The sequence below is a fragment of the Sulfuriferula plumbiphila genome (assembly GCF_009938015.1).
Taxonomy (GTDB): Bacteria; Pseudomonadota; Gammaproteobacteria; order Burkholderiales; family Sulfuriferulaceae; genus Sulfuriferula; species Sulfuriferula plumbiphila.
In genome coordinates this window covers 1,412,241-1,431,773 of the sequence record NZ_AP021884.1, presented here as the reverse complement: position 1 = coordinate 1,431,773, position 19,533 = coordinate 1,412,241, and the positions used below count along the sequence as shown (strand labels likewise).

Here is a 19,533-nt window from a genome sequence, read left to right as displayed (position 1 = left end):
AAGCGTGTCCGGCGTCTTTAATCAAAATGGGGCCCCCCTGTCTGGATCAGGATGCCCGGCGCATGGTGCCGCCCGCCTCGGCTTCGCTGCCGCCGTGGCTGATGGGAATACTCAATGCATCCGGCACGGGCAGTTTGAGGAGGTGGTAGAGCTGAACCAGGTTGGCCCGATACAGGCGGTCAAAGCTCTCCACGCTATGGCGCGGGTTGGAGCCGCCAAACCACCAGAACCAGTCCGAGCTCTCGCAATCGCACAGTTGCGCTTCTGCGGCAGTCTTTTCTGCCGCGCTCAGCGTGTCAGTGGCCATGACCAGATCATACTGCTGCTTGGCACGCGCCAGCAGATCCCAGGCACGGTTTTTTTCCGGCACGCCAATCCAGGTCGAAAACGTACCGTAAACCCAGCTACCCGCTACCAGACGTGGCAACTCGCCAACTTGCGCGGCATGCGGGTGCTTGGCGCGCTCCGCCAAGTAGCTGGCGAAGCTGTGGGTATGAATGCCGGGGTGATTTTCCAGCGCGGCGTACAGTTCGTCGAGGAAGAAATAGCCGTTATAGGGATAGTATTCCCAGGCGTTCTCGCCATCGAGAATCACGCTCACCACCGGGGTTTCGTGCTCCGGAGCCTGATGCAGAATGGTTTCCAGCTCGGCGACAAAATGTTTGACGGCATCATTGGCGTGCCACTTGGCATATTCAAAACCGATCATGTCGGACAGCCGGTCGTCACGAAAGAAACACAGCGTCTTGTGCCCGGCCACGCGATAGGGACGATAACGCAGCTGGCGCTGGTCGGCATCAGGCACCACGGCAGCATGCAGGCTATTGGCCAGCACTGCCTCGCCACTCGCGCTCCATGCCATCCCGGCTTCATCGAACATGCCAACCAGCGCCGTCGAGATACCGCCTTCGGCCGGCCAGATGCCCTGCGCTGCCGCACCAAAGCGCTGTTGGTGGGTGGCAAGCGCAGAATCCAGGTGCCGCCGCACGCGCGCCGCACCACCGGGATAAGCCGCCTCGACAGGCAATTCGCACTGCGGCCAGGCTTCGCGTGCCGCAGCAAAATCCATCAACACCGGGGCAATCGGGTGATAGTGTGGCGTACTGGAGATTTCTATCTGGCCGGAGGCGGCAAGCTTGCGGTAGCGCGGAATCAGGTCGATAGTCACTTCGCCGATCAGCTGGTACACGCTGCGCCGGTCTGCCAGGGTAAAACCCCTGCCTTTTTTCATCAGATCCAGCAACCACGGATACTGGTGGCGCACGGTCTCGCCTGTCCAGACGAGGTGGTACCAGGTCACCAGGTCGGAGAGGTATTGCCCGGAAAGATAATTCAAAGCGTCGCGCCCCTGCCTCTCTGCCAGCTGGAACAGCTCAGCCAGCTGGTGGTAGGCTGGATAAGGCCGCACCATGGTGACATGATTGCAGCGAAAGCAGTATTCCAGAATCAGGTCGCGCTGCACTTGCGCTATGTGTTCCAGCTCGGGTTCTATCAGCAAGGCCAGTAACGGGTCGCGCGGTTTGTTCGCCTTGAACTGGCTGGTGTAATCTTCCAGCTGGTCAAGCAGTACCGGCACGAAATTGCATGTTACGTGCATCTGCGGATGCGCCTCCAGATGCGCAGCCATGTCGCTGTAATCCTTGATGGCGTGCAGATAAGTCCAGGGCAGGCGGTATTCGCCGCTGGCATAGTCGCGGTAGTCTGGCTGGTGAAAATGCCAGCACAGGATGAGATCAAGACAGCGTGTGGGCATAAGTAAACCTTGAAAAATCCGTTAAATCGCCATTTTAAAATTGATCCTAACGGATATGGTGCGGATGCTGGCCGAGCATGCCGGGCGTAATCAGGGTAATGCCGTTTTCGGTCACATAAAAACGCCGTTCGTCCTCCTTGCGGTCCACCCCCACCACCAGGCGCTCGGGTATCTTGCAGTCCTTGTCGATCACGCAGCGGCGCAGGCAGGCATGTCGGCCAATGTCGACGTTGGGCAGCACCACGGCGTCTTCCACCGTGGCGAAACTGTGGACCTGGACATTGGAAAACAACACCGAGCGGCGCACCGTGGCGCCGCTGATAAGACAGCCACCCGATACCATACTTTCGAGCGCCACGCCACGCCGCTCTTCATCATCGAACACGAATTTGGCGGGGGGAAGCTGTTCCTGGTGGGTCCAGATCGGCCATTGCCTGTCGTACAGATTGAGTTCCGGCGTGATGTTGGCCAGATCCAGATTGGCCGCCCAATAGGCATCCACCGTACCCACATCGCGCCAGTAGGGCTCGCTGCCCGGCAGGCTGCCGATGCAACTGTCCTTGAAGCTGTGCGCGTAGACGCGGTAGCGATCGATCAGGTGCGGAATGATGTTTTTGCCGAAATCGTGTTCGGAAGCGGGATCATCCGCGTCGCGAATCAGCTGTTCGTAGAGGAAGCGGGCGTTGAACACATACACGCCCATGGACACCAGCACGCGCTCCGGGTTGCCGGGCAGGGTGCTGGGGTTATCCGGCTTTTCGGCAAAACCCACCACGCGCTCATCGGCGTCCACGGTCATCACGCCAAACGCGCGCGCGTCTTCAATCGGCACCTCGATACACGCCACCGTCATGTCGGCCTCGTGGCGCACGTGGCATGCCAGCATTTCGCCGTAGTCCATTTTGTAGATGTGATCGCCCGCCAGTATCAGCACATAATCGGGTTCGTAATTACGCACAATATCCATGTTCTGGAACACCGCATCTGCGGTACCCTTGTACCAGTCCAGCTCGGAAACGCGCTGCTGCGCAGGCAACAGTTCAATGAACTCGTTGAACTCGCCGCGCAAGAACCCCCAGCCGCGCTGGATATGCTTGATCATCGAGTGCGCCTTGTACTGCGTCAGCACGCCCACGCGACGGATACCGGAATTGAGGCAATTGGAGAGCGGAAAATCGATGATGCGGAACTTGCCGCCAAACGGCACGGCGGGCTTGGCGCGCCAGTCAGTTAATTGTTTGAGTCGGGAACCGCGGCCACCGGCAAGAATCAGCGCGACGGTATTCTTGGTGAGGAGGCTGACGAAGCGCGGAAAATCTTTTTGCAAGACAGGCTCCTTTTTTGCTTTACAAATTTATTGAATAGCTGCGATATCCTCGTAGCTATAATAGCCCACACCAATAAACGCCGATACAGGCCAGCCCATGACAGCCAAATCAAGCGCACCCAAGCCAGCCGCCAATACCCTTCCCGAATTTGACGCACTTGCCGGCGGGCGTGCACACAATCCGTGCGAACTGCTCGGATTGCACCAACTCGATGCCGGGTGGCTGATCCGCATTTACGATCCTTACGCCGTGTCCATGACCCTGCTCGCGAATGGTGCCGAGACTGCGTTGCAGCGGGTGGATGCACGCGGGGTGTTCGAATGGCGTGGAGCGGTGCCTCCCGTTCATCCTTATCGCATCCGCCGCACTTATCCCAGCGCTGAGGTCGTGGGTCACGACCCTTATGCCTTCTCTCCCCAACTCACAGAGCACGATTTGTACCTGTTCAATGAAGGCCGCCTGCACCAGGCCTACCAAATGCTGGGCAGCCAGCCATACCGTGTGGATGGCGTGGACGGCGTGCGCTTTGCGCTGTGGGCGCCCAATGCCGACCGGGTTTCGGTAGTGGGTGACTTCAACCACTGGGACGGGCGCAGGCACCCGATGTGCGCGCATGGCGACTCCGGTGTGTGGGAGCTGTTCATCCCCGACATCATGGCAGGTGCACATTACAAATATGAGATACACAACCGCCACAGCGGTCAGCTGCTGTTAAAAAGCGACCCTTACGCACAGTTTTCCGAACTGCGCCCCGGCACCGCCTCGCGCGTGGCACCGGTCTCCAGCCACACCTGGAATGACGCTGCCTGGCTGGCCACGCGCGCCAACCGCAACTGGCTGCATGCACCGATGAACGTCTACGAGATCCATGCCGGCTCGTGGCGGCGCCACCCGGACGGACGCTTTTACACCTATCGCGAACTGGCCGGACATCTTGTACCCTACGTCCTTGAAATGGGCTACACCCATATCGAGCTGATGCCGGTCAACGAGCATCCTCTGGACGAATCCTGGGGCTATCAGGCCACCGGCTACTTTGCGCCCACCAGCCGGTTCGGCAGTGCGGACGACCTGCGCCACTTCATTGACACCTGCCACCAGGCCGGACTGGGCGTGTTGCTGGACTGGGTGCCCGCGCATTTCCCGCAGGACGGGTTTGCGCTGGCGCGCTTTGATGGGACCGCCCTGTACGAACACGAAGATCCGCGCATGGGCTTCCACCAGGACTGGGGCACCTATATTTTCAATTACGGCCGCAACGAAGTGAAAAGCTTCCTGCTCTCCAGCGCGCACTACTGGCTGGCCGAGTTCCACTTCGACGGTCTGCGCGTTGATGCGGTGGCGTCGATGCTCTATCTCGACTATTCACGCGAAGCAGGCGAATGGCTGCCCAACCGGTTCGGCGGGCGCGAAAACCTGGATGCCATCGAATTCCTGCGCGAGCTCAACATCCTGGTGCACGATGCCTTCCCCGGCGCACTGACACTGGCTGAGGAATCCACCTCGTGGCCGATGGTGTCACGGCCGGTGTATCTGGGTGGGCTGGGGTTCTCGATGAAGTGGAACATGGGCTGGATGAACGATACCCTGACCTATATCCGCCACGACCCGGTGCACCGCAAATATCACCACGACCTGCTTACCTTTGGCCAGCTTTATGCGTATACCGAAAACTTCATGCTGCCGTTTTCACACGATGAAGTGGTACACGGCAAAGGCTCGCTGATCGGCAAAATGCCGGGCGACACCTGGCAGCAGTTCGCCAACCTGCGCCTGCTATTTGCCTACCAGATGACCACGCCGGGCAAGAAACTCAACTTCATGGGTAACGAATTTGCCCAGGGGCGCGAGTGGAATCCGGGCTGGGAACTGGACTGGAGTCTGCTGCAGAACCGCTGGCACGAGGGCGTCCACAAGCTGGTGCATGACCTCAACCAGCTCTACCGTGGCATCCCGGCATTGCACCAGCTGGACTTCTCGGCGGACGGCTTCGCCTGGATTGATTGCCATGATGCCGAACAATCCATATTGAGCTACGTGCGCTACGCCTGCGACGGCTCTCATGTTGTAGTGGTGTTGAACTTTACCCCGGTGCTGCGCACCAATTATCGAATTGGCCTGCCTCAGACAGGTTCATATTCAGAAATCTTTAACAGTGATTCGACATACTACGGTGGCAGCAACGCTGGCAACGGTGCCGGCGTGCTGACCGACGCCGCACCATGGATGGGATATCCGGCATCACTTACCCTGACCGTACCACCATTGGCCGGCATTATCCTTGTGCCCAACGGACAATAATTCAACTGGACTGGAGCCGCTACCATACAACCATGTCAGACCCTACTCTCTCCCCCGCCTGGCAGGCGCTGAAAGCGCAGCGCAAAGCCCTGGCCAAAACCGCCATGCGCGACCTGTTTGCCGAGGATAAAAAACGTTTCGAGCGGTTTTCAATGAGCGCTGCCGGCATCCTGCTGGATTACTCGAAAAACCGCATCACGCCGGATACCATGAAATCACTGGTCAAGCTGGCGCGCACCAGCCAGCTGCAGACGGCCATTGAGGCCATGTTCAGCGGCGTCGCAATCAACCTCACCGAGCATCGTGCGGTACTCCACACCGCACTGCGCAACCGCTCGGAACAGCCGGTTTTTGTGGAGGGGAAGGATGTCATGCCGGATGTGCGCCAAGTGCTGGCGCGCATGAAAAGATTCACCCAGGCGGTGCGTAGCGGTAAATGGCGCGGCCATACCGGCAAACGCATCACCGACATCGTCAATATCGGCATCGGCGGCTCCGATCTGGGCCCGGTAATGGTAACCCAGGCACTCACGCCGTACTGGCAAAAGGGCCTCACGCCGCATTTCGTCTCTAATGTGGATCCCACCCATATCAGTGAAACCCTGCGCCGCCTGGATCCGGAAACCACGCTGTTTATCGTCGTCTCGAAATCTTTCGGCACTCCGGAAACCCTGCTCAACGCGCAGCTGGCAAGACGCTGGCTGGTCACCGCGCTGAAAGACGAAGCAGCCGTCGCCCGGCACTTCGTCGCAGTCTCGACGCATACCGAAAAAGTACGCGCCTTTGGCATCGATACGACCCACATGTTCGCTTTCTGGGACTGGGTGGGCGGACGCTACTCGGTATGGTCCGCGGTGGGGCTGTCGGTTGCACTGATGGTCGGCATGGACAACTTTGCCGCGCTGCTCGACGGCGCATTCGCCATGGACCAGCACTTCCGCACTGCGCCGCTGGCGCAAAACATGCCGGTGATCATGGCGCTGCTGGGTATCTGGTACAACAACTTCTGGGATGCGCAAAGCCAGGTGGTGCTGCCTTACGACCAGTATCTGGCGCGCTTTCCCGCCTATCTCCAGCAACTCGATATGGAAAGCAACGGCAAAAGCGTCACGCGCACGGGCAAACCCGTACATTACGCCACCGGTGCGATTATCTGGGGCGAGCCCGGCACCAACGGCCAGCACGCGTTCTACCAGCTCATCCACCAGGGCACCCGGCTGATTCCGGCGGACTTCCTGGCGGCTGCCGAGTCGCACAATCCCATCAATCAGCAGCATCAAGTGCTGCTGTCCAACTGTTTTGCCCAGAGCAAGGCATTGATGCTGGGGAAAACCCGCGCCGAGGTACGCGCGGAGCTGACTGCCGCCAACCTGGGCAGCGCTGAAATCAGGATGCTGCTGCCACACAAGGTGTTTCCCGGCAACCGCCCCAGCAACACCCTGCTTTACCGCAAGCTTGACCCGCATACCCTGGGCGCACTCATCGCCCTGTATGAACACAAGGTATTCGTGCAGGGCATGATCTGGGATGTGAACTCGTTTGACCAGTGGGGGGTGGAACTGGGCAAGCAACTGGCAGGCGCCATCGAGCAGGGGCTGGTCAACCCCGGCAAAGCCAGTGGACACGACAGCTCGACCAACGGCCTGATCAACACCTGCAAGGCGTTACGCGCGGATTCATGAACACCCGCCGGAAAAACAGAAAACCGCAACATCACAGCGTGATGTTGCGGTTTTCTGATGGTTGGCGGAGTGGACGGGACTCGAACCCGCGACCCCCGGCGTGACAGGCCGGTATTCTAACCAACTGAACTACCACTCCAATTTCCCGATGGCACAGCACCGGAAAACAAACGGGCTGCATCGCTGCAGCCCGTCAAGACTGGCGTCCCCAACGAGATTCGAACTCGTGTTATCGCCGTGAAAGGGCGGTGTCCTAGGCCTCTAGACGATGGGGACCTGTGTACAACTCGACGCGCGCAGTTTCCTATTTCGTGGAAAACTGCGTTACCACCGTACCCAGCAGCAACAAGGCGAACCCTGCGGGTACCATGGCGATCCAGATACTGGGCTCGCCATATTCAACCAAATCAATGGCGCCGAAAATCAACCCAAGCAGGCTCATCAGAATACCTGCCCAGACTGTCACTATGCCAACTTTGTGCATTCGGCTCCCACCTTTCTGGTGGAGGTAAGCGGGATCGAACCGCTGACCTCTTGCATGCCATGCAAGCGCTCTCCCAGCTGAGCTATACCCCCGAAAGACGCGCATTATATGGAGCTATGGCAACCTTGTAAACACTTTGCCGCAACAATTTTCACTGCGGCAACAGCTTGCCGGGGTTGAGCAGCCCCTGCGGATCGAATTGCGCCTTGATTAAACGCATCATTTCCAGGCTGCCCGCATCAATCTCCATGCTGACGTAATCGCGTTTTTCGCTACCGATACCATGCTCGCCGGACAGCGTGCCACCCAACTCCAGTACTTTGGCAAACAGCTGTTGCAAAGCCTGCCTGGCATTCCTCATCTGTTGTGGGTCGGCCGGATTCACCATGATATTGACATGCAGGTTGCCGTTGCCGGCATGACCAAAGCTGACGATGGGCAATGCAAGGCGTTCGCCCAGCTGATCAATATGGCCTACCAGCTCGGCCAGGCGCGATACCGGCACCACCACGTCCTCATTGATCTTTAACGGTGCGATGCGCTTGACGGCGTGCGACAGTGACCTGCGTGCCTGCCACAGCTGTGCGACGTCTGCGGCATTGCCGGCTTCCGCCAGTTCGAGCACGCCGTCGCCGTGCAACGCGGCTTTCAGTGCGCTGATCTGGCGCGGCAGATCAGTAGCAGCACCGTCGGCTTCCACCATCAGCAGCGCCTCGGTACCGGCGGGCAAGTCGGCTGCCGCGCCCGCCGCCTGGATCGCCCCAAGGGAACGCTGATCCATGAACTCCAGCGCACACGGCACCACAGCCTGATTCATCACCCTGGCCACCGCCTTGCAGGCGTCCAGATTGGTGGCATAGCACACGCGCAGGGTGGCGCGGGCTTCGGGCGCGGGCAACAGCTTGAGAGTGGCTTCGGTAATCAGCCCCAGCGTGCCTTCCGAGCCCACCAGCAGGCGCGTGAGATCATAGCCGGTCACCCCCTTGGTGGTACGGCAGCCGGTACGCAGTTCGGCGCCGCTGCCGGCCACGGCACGCAGCCCCAGCACATAGTCGCGCGTCACGCCGTATTTCACTGCGCGCGGTCCGGCTGCATTCATCGCCAGATTGCCGCCGATTTGGCAGTAGGGTGAACTGCCTGGGTCGGGTGGATAAAACAGGCCATGTGCGCGCGCGGCAAGTTCGATGTCTGCCGTCACCACGCCCGGCTGCACCACCATGTACCGGTCGGCGGGGTTGAATTCAAGGATGGCGTCCATGCACTCGAAACTCACCACCGCACTGCCCGGGGCAGGCAGTGCACCACCCACATTGCCTGAGCCCGCACCGCGCGCCACCAGCGGGATATGCCGTGCCAGCGCCACGCGCATCAGTGCGACAACGTGTTCATGACTGGCGGGAAACAATACCGCATCGGGCAGGCAGGATCGGGGGGTTTCATCGTGGCTGTACAGCGCCAGGGTCGCAGCGTCGGTGAACACGCGTTCGGCAGACAGGGCTGCGTTGAAATCCGCCAGGGCAGCCGTGGGGAGCATATTAATTCTCGCTTTCGGCGGCTTCCGACAGCCATGCATCCTTGAGCATGGCATCACTATCGGGGTAACGCGCGTAGGCTTGCTGCACCAGCGCCTCGTAATCAAAGCGCGAGTACGGCAACCGGGTCTGCTCGTGCAGCGTATGACGCAGCGCCTGGGTCATGGCCGGCCCCATGCCCACCACACGCTTGGCCTGGATAATACCGTTGCTGGCGTCCACCAGGGTCATTTGCACGCGCGCGCGGTCGCCGGGCGGATTGGCTGGCACCGCCTGCTCGTCGGGGCGCAACTGGTGAACGTTATAGGCCACGTCCGACCACTCGCACACGCCTTCTATGCGATACAACAAAAACAGCACAGGCTGCTGCACATACAAGGCAAATTCCACCGGCTGGGTGCGGAATCCGCTCACCTCGGCGGGGGTGGGATGGGTCCAGAACAGCACCAGATCATGCACGCCAGCGCGGTAGCAATACTGGGTTGCTTCCGGGTAGCTGGTATGATCAGGCGAGTACACTTCCCCCACTTGGCGTGTGCCCATCATGCCTCCGGGGGCAGGCTCGCCATCAAATCCGCGACCATTTCCGGCTCCAGATCGAAACCCGCATCCAGTCCCGGATTCAGTGCGATACCGGCAGGCGCGCCCATTTTGCGCAGCACCCAGGCAAATTCGGTGAGCAGGCCGCCGCCGTAGCCGGGATGGTTTTCGACGAACGCCTTGGCGCGCTCCGGGCTGGTGAACAGCACCAGCACCCGGGTGCCGGTTTCGTCCTCCAGCACCAATGGCTGGGCGCGCGTGCTACGCTGAAAGCCCTTGATCTGGTTCGCTTCGTCTTCGACCGGCATGAATACTTGCGCATCCATCAGGTAACGCATGAAATCATCTCCCGAAACGCTTCCATCCAGGGCACACTGAAGCTGTTTCTCCAATTCGTTTTTGGGTTCAAAAGTGTCTTGATTCATCGGACTAGCTCGGAAAGTGAGCGTAGAAGTGTAGCGCAATTCAGCACCCGGGCGTATCCCGACTGGCATGACGCACGGATTTTTCTTAGAATGGCGGTCTTCATTGATTATTTGATTCAGAGGAACCAGGCATGTCCGGACATTTCCCTTTCAGCGGCAATACCAATCGCGTCAGCGTGTTCGGTTTTTACGAGCGCTATCATTTCAATCCTGCCATGCAGGAAAAATATTACAAGTGGTGGTATGACTGGGCGAAGAATTTTGTCATGGCTGACGCCGACCTCAAGGCCGTCAAAGGGATGGAGTTCACTCACTATCCGTTTGGCCAGCATTCGCACGTGGACTTCCACCTGCGCCAGGGCGCCTGGACCACTGCACTGATTGACCTGGGCGGATTCATCAAGGGCACGATTTTCCCCAAGCTGTCCGACGAGCAGATGCACAAGCTCGACGAAGACCATCATCACATGCTGCACGCGCTGGAACAAGAAGCCAAGGCAACACCGCGCCCGCCGCAGCCGGAACTCGGCTGGTTCCGTCACACCTGATGCGTTCCGGCAGCGCCGGATGAACGCAGCCAAACGCCGCGAAATTTTTGCACGCTTCGCGACGGCCAACCCCCACCCCGCCACCGAGCTGGAATACACCACCCCGTTCGAACTGCTGGTGGCAGTGGTGCTGTCGGCGCAAGCCACCGACAAGAGCGTCAACCTCGCCACGCGCGCACTCTTCCCGCACGCCAACACCCCCGCTGCGCTGCTTGCGCTGGGCCAGGCCGGGCTGGAAAAATACGTGCAGCGCATCGGCTTGTACAAGAGCAAGGCCAGACACCTGATCAAAACCTGCCAGATTCTGCTTGCCCGGCACAACGGTGAAGTGCCCGCCACCCGTGCAGCGCTCGAAGCCCTGCCCGGCGTGGGGCGCAAGACCGCCAACGTGATACTCAATACCGCGTTTGGCGAAGCGGTCATGGCAGTGGATACGCATATTTTCCGCGTGGCCAACCGGATTCCGCTGGCCCCCGGCAAAACCGTGCTCGAGGTGGAGCACAGATTGATGAAAAACATTCCGCGCGAATACCTGCAGGACGCCCACCACTGGCTGATTTTGCATGGCCGTTATACCTGCAAGGCACGCAAACCCGATTGCCCGCATTGCCTGATTGCCGACCTGTGCGAATATCCGCAGAAAACGGCGGGCTGACATGACCGTCGCCACCGGCCTCGCCATCGGCAGCACCCCCGCCTCCGACCTCGCCACCCAGGCGGTGGCACAGGCCATGCAGCGTGCCGGCATCAGCCACGCCAATAGCGTGCTGCTGTTTTTGTCTGCCGATTTCGCCCATGACCCGCAGCCTGCGCTGCTTGCCGCCTCGCGCCAGAGCCAGTGCATGCAGATTGTCGGGTGCAGCGCAGCGGGTATATTTACCGAGCATGACTGGGTGCTGGATTCACCCGCGGCGGCGGCCATGGTGTTTGGCGGCGCGCTGAGTTTGAGCGCGGTACATACGCCCGCGCACGACGACCTGATACTCGCCCTCACCGCGCCCAATGCGATTGATACCAACTGGATCGGCGCACCGGGCCAGCGCCTCGGCGCCGTGTCGGGCGACGCGACCGGACGCGGTCCGTACAAGGTATGGCGCGGCGGCAAGGTCAGCGCCAGCGGACGCTGCGAGATGACCATCCAGGGCGTGCGCGGGGTGATGGGCGTATCGCAGGGCATCCGTGCGCTGACCGCGCCGACCGAGGTCACCCAGGTCGACGGCTTTGATCTGCTCAGCCTGGGGCGTCAGTCGGCACTCAACCTGCTGGCACGCGAACTGCCGCTGGAAGTACGCGAACTCGACCACATCCCGCTGCACCTCATCATGGCGGCAGTCACCTTTGGCGAACCGTCCAGCGCATTTTTTGAAGGCCGCTACCGTCTGGTACAGGTGATTGCCACCAACCCGGACGACCGCTCGGTGACTTTGTCCGCGCGCCTCAATGAAGGCGACAAGCTGTTCTGGGCACTGCGCCAGCCGCTGGCCGCCGAGCGCAATATGCGCGTCACCCTGGATCGCACCGAGCAACTGCTGGCGGCCACGCCCCAATTCGGCCTGCTGTTTTCCTCGATGGGGCGTGGTCCGGCGTTCTATGGCGGCACGGATCGCGATTTGCAACTGCTCACCGCACGTTATCCGGACATGCCGCTGATTGGCTTCTACGGCAATGGCGAAATCGGCTGGCTCAATTCCGCCAATCAACTGCTGCAATATTCCACCGTACTCGGATTATTTACCGACCATGTTTAACCCCAGCCGCGACGACGCGCGCCGCTTTCTTTTTGATACCTGGCGCAAATACCGCGCACAGCAACCTCTGGAGGGGCTGGAAGCAACCGTGCTGGACACCCTGCTGGCGCACCCGGAATACCACGCCCTGCTCGATCAACCCGAGCGCTATCTGGAACGCGACTATCCGCCCGAATTCGGCGCAACCAACCCGTTCCTGCATCTGTCCATGCACCTTGCCATCGCCGAGCAGATGAGCATCGACCAGCCCCCCGGCATCCGCGCGCACTACCAGGCACTCCTGGAAAAAACCGGCGACGCAATGCACGCGCAGCATGAAATCATGGACTGCCTGGCCGAAATGATCTGGCAGGCACAACGTCACGGCACTGCGTTTGATCCGCTGATTTACCTTGCCTGTCTGGATAAAAAGCAGGGCCAATAAAAAAGCGGTGGAACAAGTACCGTCATTTTTATTCCGCAGAAAACCGCTTCACCGCTTCAGGGTCAGCCCCTTCTGGCTGCCGAAATACGCAGCCAGATCCGCCATGTCCTGTTCCGACAGGTTGGTCACCTGCCCGGACATGATGGCGTTTTTGCGCTCGCCGGATTTGTATTCGGTCAACGCCTGGTACAGGTAATCCGGATGCTGTCCCGCCAGGCGCGGAAACATCGCCGCCTGACTGTTGCCATCCGCGCCGTGGCAGGCCGCGCAGGTTGCCGATTTCGCCTTGCCCTGCGCGGCATTTCCGTCCGGTACCGCCCACGCCTGTGCGCTCGCCACCATACCCAGCAGCGCCAAAATTGCCAGATGCTTCATTGTGTCATCCTCTCTTTTGTTTATTTGCCTTCTGAGTAATACGCGGCCAGATCTTCCATATCCTGGTCCGACAGGCTCGCCGCAATCGCCCGCATGGTGGGGAAGCTGCGCTCTCCGCTTTTATATTCCTTGAGCGCGGCGACGATGTAGTCGGCGTGTTGGCCACCCAGATACGGCACGCTGTATACCGTCGGATAAGCGGTACGCCAGCCGGCAATGCCGTGGCAGCCGATACACATGGAGTTCTTGTTTTTGCCGGCAACCGGGTCACCGGCGGCATGGGCGACGGGTGCCAGACACACGCTCAGCGCAACCAGGCTGAATAACAGACTTGTTTTCATGCTCTCCTCACTCTTGATGGATGTGAACTGCGACTGCCTATACAGACTTCGTAATATTCGGCCGCTTTAATTTTATGACGCCTCTGCGGACACCTTAGTCTTGCTTTTTTAGCCAAGCCATTGTATGCACACTGGGACAGCCTGGCAACATCACGTTAATTGCATGCTGGACGCCCGTATCCGCATAACGGTAGCATGGCGCACACTCATCACAACCGGACCGAGAAAACATGGGATACCGCCTCTCCAAAATCACCACCCGCACCGGTGATGACGGCAGCACCGGCCTGGGTGACGGCTCTCGCACGTCCAAGGATGCTGCCCGTGTGGAAGCGCTGGGCGACGTGGACGAACTCAACAGCCAGATCGGCGTGGTGCTGGCCGAGAATCTGCCCGCTGCTGTCGGTGATTTGCTCAGCGAGGTGCAACACGGTCTGTTTGACCTGGGCGGCGAGCTTTCCATCCCTGGCTATACCACCATCACCGAGGACCACCTCGCCGCACTGGATGCCGCCATAGCCCGCCACAACGCCGCCCTGCCGCCGCTTGAGGAATTCATCCTGCCGGCCGGCTCCCGCGCGGCTTCCCTGTGCCACGTGGCGCGCACCGTGTGCCGCCGTGCCGAGCGCCGTGTAGTGACGCTGGCGCGCAATGAACCGGTATCGCCGCTGGCGGTGCAATACCTGAACCGCCTGTCCGATCTGCTGTTCATCCTGTGCCGCGTACTCAACCGCCATGCCGGACTGGCGGATGTGTGCTGGCAGCCCAAACGCCACGCGCCCGCCGAATAAGGGACACCGCCATGCTTTTTAGTCCCCAAACCAGACTGTAACGCCTCCACTACCCGCACTCACTTCTGCGTATTAAGCCTGTCCGCAACAGCTCGTCCCATTTCGTAGCGCAGCCGGGTCGGTCCGTCCGCCGCCTGCTTTTCCAGCCAGACCAGGTGCAGGTTGCCCTGGCTATCCATGGCGATGGAAGGGTCGGACTGGACACCCGCACCCGCTGCCCCGGGCACATTGACATTATCACTCCATCCCGAGGCGGTCGGCCAGGCAAGCCAGATATCGGGGCTGCCGTCGCGATTGTCGTCCCATACCACCGCAAGCTTGCCCCGGCGGTCGCTGGCAATCGCCGGGTGCCATTGCGGCGTGTTGTCCCCAAAGCCGTCCTGGACCATCTGGTTGGCGCCGAAATGCGCTCCGCCGTCGCTGCTAAACGCCGCGTATACATCGTAACCGGACAGAAAATCCCGCTTATCGGACCACACGGCTGCGACACTGTTGCCTGCCTCGGCGGCCAGCGCGACCCGCATGGCACCGGTGCCCGGACCAACTGCAGCATTGCGCGCGTCACGCCGGGTTTCGTTCATCTGTGTGGCCGCAACGAATTTCCCGCCCGTCCCGGCATGGCTGTACATGATGGTCGTATGCCCCCTGCGGCGATCTTCCCAGGCAATCACTACCCCGCCCGTTTGCAGGGCTGCGACGCTGGGGTAGAGCTGATCCCCCGACAACGGCGCGCCATCCACCGATACGGCCATACCCGGCGCCAGCCTGTCGGCAGCAGGGGCGTAGCCAAGCTTTTCGGCATGAATACCGGCATAGTGCCCATCCTGCTGCGACCAGGCGATCCATAGTCCGGCCCGGGGAGAAAACCCGGCGCTCGCCGCGCTGCTGCCGGGGCCGGCCAGCTTGAGGGGCAGCCCCATCTGTGTGGCGCTCACAACCCGGCTCCAGACACCACCATCCTGTTCCCACGCCACCGCGAAACGGCCATCGTGCAGCGAGACGATACTGGGTTCGAACGCCTCCTTACCGCCACTCACCGGCCGATCCGCCTCAAATCCGCTTTCTGCGGATCGTTTCACCGCCACGTAGCAGCGTGACACACCGTCCCGGTTGTCTTCCCACACCACCGCGACGGAAGCCCCGGAAACGGCAATACTCTTGCGGCCTGCGGCCTCCACATGGTGAAACACTTTTGCACCATGAACCGGCGTGACGTCGATGGGTTGATCGAACTGCCACGGCGCCGCCGATACCGTTGCAGGGAAAATAAAAATCGCAACCGCCAGAGCACGTATCATGAAGATTTCCTGCCCAGGAACTGCAGCAGCGTCTGGGTCTTGTAGTAGCCCCCGTTCACATAGCGGTCGAAATCCTTGAAATCCTGAACGGTTTTGTAGCCGGGAATTTTGACGATCTGTTTGCCTTGCGGGTCCAGGAATACGAACAAGGGCGTGGCGAAGGCGTTGAAGCGGGCACCCAGCTCCGCTTCCGTGATTCGTTCCCCGCTAGGCAATTTGAGGCGCTTGCCGCTTTCCGCATCGACGTAGACCAATACGTAGTGTTCGGTATACAGGCGGTGGATGTCGGGATCGGAAAAGCTTTCCTTGTTGGTCTTCGCGCACCAGCCGCATCCGTAGCGGCCGAAATACAGGAATACCGGCCTGTTCTGCTGTTTGGCGAGGCGTAAACCATCGCCGTAGGAAACGAACGGATAGTGATCGGGCGGATCGGCAAAAGCGGGCGCAGCGAGACACATGACGACAAACAGCATGCCCAGTAACAGACGTTTCATTTCATTCTCCTCACAGCGCAATTAATTATGTGCATTACTCTACCTTAGTCGCGTGCTTTGCACGAAAGGGCACCGCTGCGAGTACTGTCGTAGCGCATTGTGATTTGTGCGGTTTACCCATCGCGCAGGTCAACAATAGTATGCAGAATACCAGTGTAGCGAATTTGTTTGAAAAGCTTATCCGGAAAAGCCGCATGCCTGGCTGACGCGTGCCAGTGCGGCAGCAATAATGTGCCGTGGCGAGGCCAGATTCAGGCGCATGAAACCGCTGCCACCCGTGCCGAAAACAGTGCCCGGGTTCATGCCCAGCCCGGCTTGGTGAATAAAAAAATCACGCAGCGCCGGGTCACTCAGCTGCATGTCGCGGCAGTCTAGCCAGACAAGATAAGTGCCCTCGGGCGCAATCGGCCGGATGCCGGGTAGATGCTGGCGCGCATAGTAGAGTACAAAATCGCGCGTTCCCTGCAGATAGGCCATCAGCGCATCGAGCCAGGCGCCGCCGTCACGATAGGCAGCTTCAAATGCGACGATGCTGAACGGGTTGCTGGCGCTGACATGCTGGCTGGCGAACACTTCGCCGGTCGCGGCGCGCAGTTCCGGGTCGGGGATGATGAGGCAGGACAGCCCGAGACCGGGAATATTGAAGCTCTTGCTGGGCGCAACGGCGGTGATCAGGCTGTCGGCCTCGTCCGCCAGGGTGGCCAGCACGGTGTGGTGCTGGCCGGGATAGACAAGATCGGCGTGAATTTCATCGGATAGCACCACCAGCTTGTGCCGGCGCGCGATGCGCAATATCTCGACAAGTTCGTCGTGCTGCCACACCCGCCCCACCGGATTGTGCGGCGAGCATAGCAGCAGGAGTTTGGCGCCGCTGGCAGCACAGTGCTCGAGGTGCCCGAAGTCGATCTGGTAACGGCCATCAGTCAGGCGCAGGGGATTTTCAATGAGGCGTCGTGCACTGCTGGTCACCGCGGAAAAAAACGGGAAATACACCGGCGGCTGCACGATGACGCCCTCTCCCGCCCGGGCAAAGGCCATTACCGCAGCGTGCAGCGACGGCACCACGCCGGGGCACATGATTATCCATTCGCGCTTGACTGACCAGCCATGGCGCTGCTGCATCCAGGCGATCAGCGCGTCGTAGAGACTGTCCGGATAGCGCGTATAGCCATAGATCGGATGCGCGGCGCGCGCGACCAGCGCTGCGGTGACTGCCGGGGGGGCGGCGAAATCCATATCCGCCACCCACAACGGGGTCACGTCTGCCGTGCCGAAATACGCAGTGCGACCATCGTGTTTGACGCTGGCGGTGCCTTCGCGCGGGATGGTCTGGTCGAAGTCGAAACTCACCCTATGCGTTCCCACAGGGTGACTTCAGCCAGGGTATGCTGGAATTTGCGACGCGTTTCGCGGATCACGAAAGGCACATCCTGGGGCGTTTGCAGCAGGCGGAAATGCTTGCCCAGCAGGGCTTGCAGGCCGTCCAGGGTGGTGAAATTCTCGCCGTCTTTTTTGTAGCCGCCCACCCAATCCGCGCGCCGGGTGTGCTGTTCCAGCCAGGTGTAGGGCGAGGTCAGCATGAGGACCCCGCCCAGGTTGAGGCGCTCATGCACGCTGGCGAGGAATTTGGCCGGGCTGTACAGGCGGTCAATCAGGTTGGCGGCAAGGATGAAATCAAAACCGCTGAGGATGGGGTTGAGATTGCACGCATCACCCTGCAGAAACGCCACTTTGCCGCGCAATCCGGCCAGCCCCAGGTCAGCGAGGCGCCGGGTTTTGTACGATAGCAGTTCGCCTTCGTCCACCAGGGTGTAGCGCATGCTGCCCTGCTCGGCCAACTGCACGCCGAGATGGATAAAACGCGCCGAAAAATCCACCCCGGTGACATGCTCAAAATGCCGTGCCAGCTCGAACGTGGCACGCCCGGTCGCGCAGCCCAGATCAAGCGCCGTGCGGGCAGGTTTGTCACCCATTGCACGGATGGCGATCTGCGCCAGCGTCGTGGGAAAATTGGGCACACCGTAATATTCATCGCCATAGTGGAATTCGGCGTATTCGGAGAGCTGCTTGTCGCTCTCATAGAACACATTCGGCGTGCTGGCAGGCGCATTACTCACCACATAACGGAACCCGGCATGCTGGAAGAAGTGGCGGCGAAAGGCATAGCGCGCGCTGCGCAGCGACTCATTGCCACAGCTGATCCACGAGCCGCCCTTGATGAGGTGGTGGCGGCCATCAAAGGTGGGCGTGGTGAAGTCGTCATAAACCGGGTGGACTTCAAATCCTTCCAACGGATAGATGGGGGGTTCGGTCCATTGCCAGACGTTGCCGACCACATCAAACAAATCGCCGTGGCGATAAGTCGTGACCGGGCAGGCGGATGCCCAGTGCTCAAGGTGCAAATTGGCGCTGGCGGCCTGATCTCGCGGTACTTCTGCCACGCCGGCCACATCATACAGGCGATACCATTCGTCCTCGGTGGGCAGGCGCACGGGCTGGCCGGTTTGCCGGGATTTCCAGTTACAGAATGCCTTGGCTTCGTGGTAGTTGACTTCCGCTGGCCAGGGCATGGGCACCACTTCGGTCATCAAACGCAGGCGCCAGGCGCAGCCATCAACGCGCCAGAAACCGGGATGCTGCGCCTGACTGAAATTTTTCCAGCCGCATCCTTCTTCTTCCCACCAGGCGTCCGCCTGGTAGCCGCCCGCTTCGACAAATCCCAGAAACTCGCGATTGCTGACCAGGTACTGGCTGGCCTGGAATTCGCTCACCGCAACCTCGCGCAGGCCGTATTCGTTGTCCCAGCCGTAGTGCGGGTCCGCTTTTTCCTTGCCCAGGCGCACCGCACCGGCGGCAACCGGCACCAGCACGTTGCACGGCGGTGCGCCGGATAGTTTGCACGCCCCCCACGCAGCATGAGGCTGGACATAGGCCAGCGCGTGCTGGCGAATCAGCACCGAAGAAGTCTCCAGATGGATGCGCTCGTGTTCAATGCCCATCACGATTGCCCACCACGGGTTATCCCAGTCGATTGGCAGGGTCAGCGGGGCGCCGGCTATCACCCGGTCCACCAGCGCGCACCTGGTCACGGTAGTCGCGCAACTCAGCTACGCGCGGCCAGTCATAGTGCGTGTCGGAGAGATCATCCCAACTCATCTCGTCCACGCCTACCGAGAATAGAGACTCGAATTGGGGATGGATGCGCACGCTGATTAGCCCTACCAGCAACAACTTGTTGATGAAAAATGTGGCGCTATGGCCAAGATAAAAAATCAGTGGATGGCGCAACGGGATGGGTTTTTTGTAATACGCTTCTTCGCAGGCGAGCGTCTCGAACAGTTGCTCGTAACGGTCGAAAGTGGTGTGAAAATAGTCGCGGATTTCCGCGCGCATGCGTTCCGGATCGCAGCCATCCAGGCGCGGGCTACGTGCAAACAGGCTGCAGTGCATTTGATCCAAATGTATTATC

The 19,533-nt window shown here is 60.2% G+C and carries 18 protein-coding genes, 3 tRNA genes and 1 pseudogene; 7 read left to right on the top strand and 15 right to left on the bottom strand.

The annotated features are described in order from the left end of the window. Positions 1-46: 46 nt before the first annotated feature. Together GZH91_RS07555 and glgC are read right to left on the bottom strand one after the other, a co-directional pair. Positions 47-1,753: a glycoside hydrolase family 57 protein gene (locus GZH91_RS07555; protein ID WP_147075025.1), complete on the bottom strand. Its 1,707-nt coding sequence runs from the start codon at positions 1,751-1,753 to the stop codon at positions 47-49. A gap of 46 nt (positions 1,754-1,799) precedes the next feature. Further along, positions 1,800-3,080 (bottom strand): glucose-1-phosphate adenylyltransferase, encoded by a 1,281-nt coding sequence (gene glgC / locus GZH91_RS07550; RefSeq protein WP_161984210.1) that lies wholly within the window; start codon positions 3,078-3,080, stop codon positions 1,800-1,802. A gap of 97 nt (positions 3,081-3,177) precedes the next feature. On the opposite strand from glgC, the gene glgB reads away from it, so the two are divergent. Together glgB and pgi are read left to right on the top strand one after the other, a co-directional pair. Further along, positions 3,178-5,382: a 1,4-alpha-glucan branching protein GlgB gene (glgB, locus tag GZH91_RS07545; RefSeq protein WP_147072470.1), complete on the top strand. Its 2,205-nt coding sequence runs from the start codon at positions 3,178-3,180 to the stop codon at positions 5,380-5,382. A 32-nt stretch (positions 5,383-5,414) separates the two neighbouring features. Beyond that, on the top strand, positions 5,415-7,064 hold the full coding sequence (pgi, locus tag GZH91_RS07540) for a glucose-6-phosphate isomerase (protein ID WP_147072471.1): 1,650 nt from the start codon (positions 5,415-5,417) through the stop codon (positions 7,062-7,064). Between the two features lie 62 nt (positions 7,065-7,126). Here the strand turns inward: pgi and GZH91_RS07535 are convergent. The 7 genes from GZH91_RS07535 to GZH91_RS07505 form a co-directional block, all read right to left on the bottom strand. Continuing rightward, positions 7,127-7,203: transfer RNA gene (locus GZH91_RS07535), tRNA-Asp, on the bottom strand. Between the two features lie 61 nt (positions 7,204-7,264). Continuing rightward, positions 7,265-7,340, bottom strand: a tRNA-Glu gene (locus GZH91_RS07530). A 28-nt stretch (positions 7,341-7,368) separates the two neighbouring features. After that, a complete protein-coding gene (locus GZH91_RS07525) occupies positions 7,369-7,548 on the bottom strand; it encodes a hypothetical protein (protein WP_147072473.1) in 180 nt (59 codons plus the stop codon). Between the two features lie 16 nt (positions 7,549-7,564). After that, positions 7,565-7,640, bottom strand: a tRNA-Ala gene (locus GZH91_RS07520). A gap of 59 nt (positions 7,641-7,699) precedes the next feature. Next, positions 7,700-9,082 carry an FAD-binding oxidoreductase gene (locus GZH91_RS07515; RefSeq protein WP_147072475.1) on the bottom strand — a complete coding sequence of 461 codons (1,383 nt, stop codon included), beginning with the start codon at positions 9,080-9,082 and terminating at the stop codon, positions 7,700-7,702. 1 nt (position 9,083) lies between these two features. Next, on the bottom strand, positions 9,084-9,626 hold the full coding sequence (locus tag GZH91_RS07510; protein WP_147072477.1) for a hypothetical protein: 543 nt from the start codon (positions 9,624-9,626) through the stop codon (positions 9,084-9,086). Further along, positions 9,623-10,045: an SseB family protein gene (locus GZH91_RS07505; RefSeq protein ID WP_147072479.1), complete on the bottom strand. Its 423-nt coding sequence runs from the start codon at positions 10,043-10,045 to the stop codon at positions 9,623-9,625. Before GZH91_RS07505 ends, GZH91_RS07510 begins: the two co-directional genes overlap by 4 nt. A gap of 131 nt (positions 10,046-10,176) precedes the next feature. On the opposite strand from GZH91_RS07505, the gene GZH91_RS07500 reads away from it, so the two are divergent. From GZH91_RS07500 to GZH91_RS07485, 4 genes are read left to right on the top strand one after another with little or no spacing between them, the layout of a single operon-like run. After that, positions 10,177-10,593, top strand: a complete 417-nt coding sequence (locus tag GZH91_RS07500) for a hypothetical protein (protein WP_147072481.1) — start codon at positions 10,177-10,179, stop codon at positions 10,591-10,593. Positions 10,594-10,612: 19 nt separating this feature from the next. After that, the gene (gene nth, locus GZH91_RS07495) at positions 10,613-11,248 is read left to right on the top strand and encodes an endonuclease III (protein WP_147072483.1); all 636 of its coding nucleotides are present in this window, start codon (positions 10,613-10,615) and stop codon (positions 11,246-11,248) included. Position 11,249: 1 nt separating this feature from the next. Continuing rightward, entirely contained in the window at positions 11,250-12,341 is a 1,092-nt protein-coding gene (locus GZH91_RS07490) for an FIST C-terminal domain-containing protein (protein ID WP_147072485.1), read from the top strand. Continuing rightward, positions 12,334-12,765, top strand: a complete 432-nt coding sequence (locus GZH91_RS07485) for a DUF1841 family protein (RefSeq protein WP_147072487.1) — start codon at positions 12,334-12,336, stop codon at positions 12,763-12,765. Before GZH91_RS07490 ends, GZH91_RS07485 begins: the two co-directional genes overlap by 8 nt. A gap of 48 nt (positions 12,766-12,813) precedes the next feature. Here the strand turns inward: GZH91_RS07485 and GZH91_RS07480 are convergent, their stop codons facing one another. Together GZH91_RS07480 and GZH91_RS07475 are read right to left on the bottom strand one after the other, a co-directional pair. Beyond that, positions 12,814-13,140 (bottom strand): c-type cytochrome, encoded by a 327-nt coding sequence (locus GZH91_RS07480; RefSeq protein WP_223264537.1) that lies wholly within the window; start codon positions 13,138-13,140, stop codon positions 12,814-12,816. A 20-nt stretch (positions 13,141-13,160) separates the two neighbouring features. After that, positions 13,161-13,481 (bottom strand): c-type cytochrome, encoded by a 321-nt coding sequence (locus GZH91_RS07475; protein WP_147072489.1) that lies wholly within the window; start codon positions 13,479-13,481, stop codon positions 13,161-13,163. Positions 13,482-13,711: 230 nt separating this feature from the next. On the opposite strand from GZH91_RS07475, the gene GZH91_RS07470 reads away from it, so the two are divergent. Then, positions 13,712-14,272: a cob(I)yrinic acid a,c-diamide adenosyltransferase gene (locus GZH91_RS07470; protein ID WP_147072491.1), complete on the top strand. Its 561-nt coding sequence runs from the start codon at positions 13,712-13,714 to the stop codon at positions 14,270-14,272. A 59-nt stretch (positions 14,273-14,331) separates the two neighbouring features. Here GZH91_RS07470 and GZH91_RS07465 read toward each other — a convergent pair whose 3' ends face one another. The 4 genes and pseudogenes from GZH91_RS07465 to ovoA form a co-directional block, all read right to left on the bottom strand. After that, complete coding sequence (locus tag GZH91_RS07465; RefSeq protein ID WP_147072493.1) at positions 14,332-15,570, bottom strand: hypothetical protein; 1,239 nt, start codon at positions 15,568-15,570, stop codon at positions 14,332-14,334. Then, positions 15,567-16,064 (bottom strand): thioredoxin family protein, encoded by a 498-nt coding sequence (locus GZH91_RS07460; RefSeq protein ID WP_147072495.1) that lies wholly within the window; start codon positions 16,062-16,064, stop codon positions 15,567-15,569. The genes GZH91_RS07465 and GZH91_RS07460 overlap by 4 nt, the downstream gene beginning before the upstream one ends. Before the next feature lie 177 nt (positions 16,065-16,241). Continuing rightward, the gene (locus GZH91_RS07455; protein WP_147072497.1) at positions 16,242-17,414 is read right to left on the bottom strand and encodes a MalY/PatB family protein; all 1,173 of its coding nucleotides are present in this window, start codon (positions 17,412-17,414) and stop codon (positions 16,242-16,244) included. Beyond that, a pseudogene (gene ovoA, locus GZH91_RS07450) lies at positions 17,411-19,514 on the bottom strand (5-histidylcysteine sulfoxide synthase). Before ovoA ends, GZH91_RS07455 begins: the two are co-directional and overlap by 4 nt. Positions 19,515-19,533: the final 19 nt, after the last annotated feature.

Excerpts from the sequence above, each read along its gene's own strand:
- GZH91_RS07485 (WP_147072487.1), top strand. The coding sequence starts at position 12,334 with ATGTTTAACCCCAGCCGCGACGACGCGCGCCGCTTTCTTTTTGATACC.
- GZH91_RS07525 (WP_147072473.1), bottom strand. The coding sequence starts at position 7,548 with ATGCACAAAGTTGGCATAGTGACAGTCTGGGCAGGTATTCTGATGAGC.
- nth (WP_147072483.1), top strand. The coding sequence starts at position 10,613 with ATGAACGCAGCCAAACGCCGCGAAATTTTTGCACGCTTCGCGACGGCC.
- GZH91_RS07470 (WP_147072491.1), top strand. The coding sequence starts at position 13,712 with ATGGGATACCGCCTCTCCAAAATCACCACCCGCACCGGTGATGACGGC.
- GZH91_RS07505 (WP_147072479.1), bottom strand. The coding sequence starts at position 10,045 with ATGAATCAAGACACTTTTGAACCCAAAAACGAATTGGAGAAACAGCTT.
- GZH91_RS07500 (WP_147072481.1), top strand. The coding sequence starts at position 10,177 with ATGTCCGGACATTTCCCTTTCAGCGGCAATACCAATCGCGTCAGCGTG.
- GZH91_RS07480 (WP_223264537.1), bottom strand. The coding sequence starts at position 13,140 with ATGAAGCATCTGGCAATTTTGGCGCTGCTGGGTATGGTGGCGAGCGCA.
- GZH91_RS07515 (WP_147072475.1), bottom strand. The coding sequence starts at position 9,082 with ATGCTCCCCACGGCTGCCCTGGCGGATTTCAACGCAGCCCTGTCTGCC.
- GZH91_RS07460 (WP_147072495.1), bottom strand. The coding sequence starts at position 16,064 with ATGAAACGTCTGTTACTGGGCATGCTGTTTGTCGTCATGTGTCTCGCT.
- pgi (WP_147072471.1), top strand. The coding sequence starts at position 5,415 with ATGTCAGACCCTACTCTCTCCCCCGCCTGGCAGGCGCTGAAAGCGCAG.
- GZH91_RS07555 (WP_147075025.1), bottom strand. The coding sequence starts at position 1,753 with ATGCCCACACGCTGTCTTGATCTCATCCTGTGCTGGCATTTTCACCAG.
- GZH91_RS07490 (WP_147072485.1), top strand. The coding sequence starts at position 11,250 with ATGACCGTCGCCACCGGCCTCGCCATCGGCAGCACCCCCGCCTCCGAC.
- GZH91_RS07510 (WP_147072477.1), bottom strand. The coding sequence starts at position 9,626 with ATGATGGGCACACGCCAAGTGGGGGAAGTGTACTCGCCTGATCATACC.
- glgB (WP_147072470.1), top strand. The coding sequence starts at position 3,178 with ATGACAGCCAAATCAAGCGCACCCAAGCCAGCCGCCAATACCCTTCCC.
- GZH91_RS07465 (WP_147072493.1), bottom strand. The coding sequence starts at position 15,570 with ATGATACGTGCTCTGGCGGTTGCGATTTTTATTTTCCCTGCAACGGTA.
- GZH91_RS07475 (WP_147072489.1), bottom strand. The coding sequence starts at position 13,481 with ATGAAAACAAGTCTGTTATTCAGCCTGGTTGCGCTGAGCGTGTGTCTG.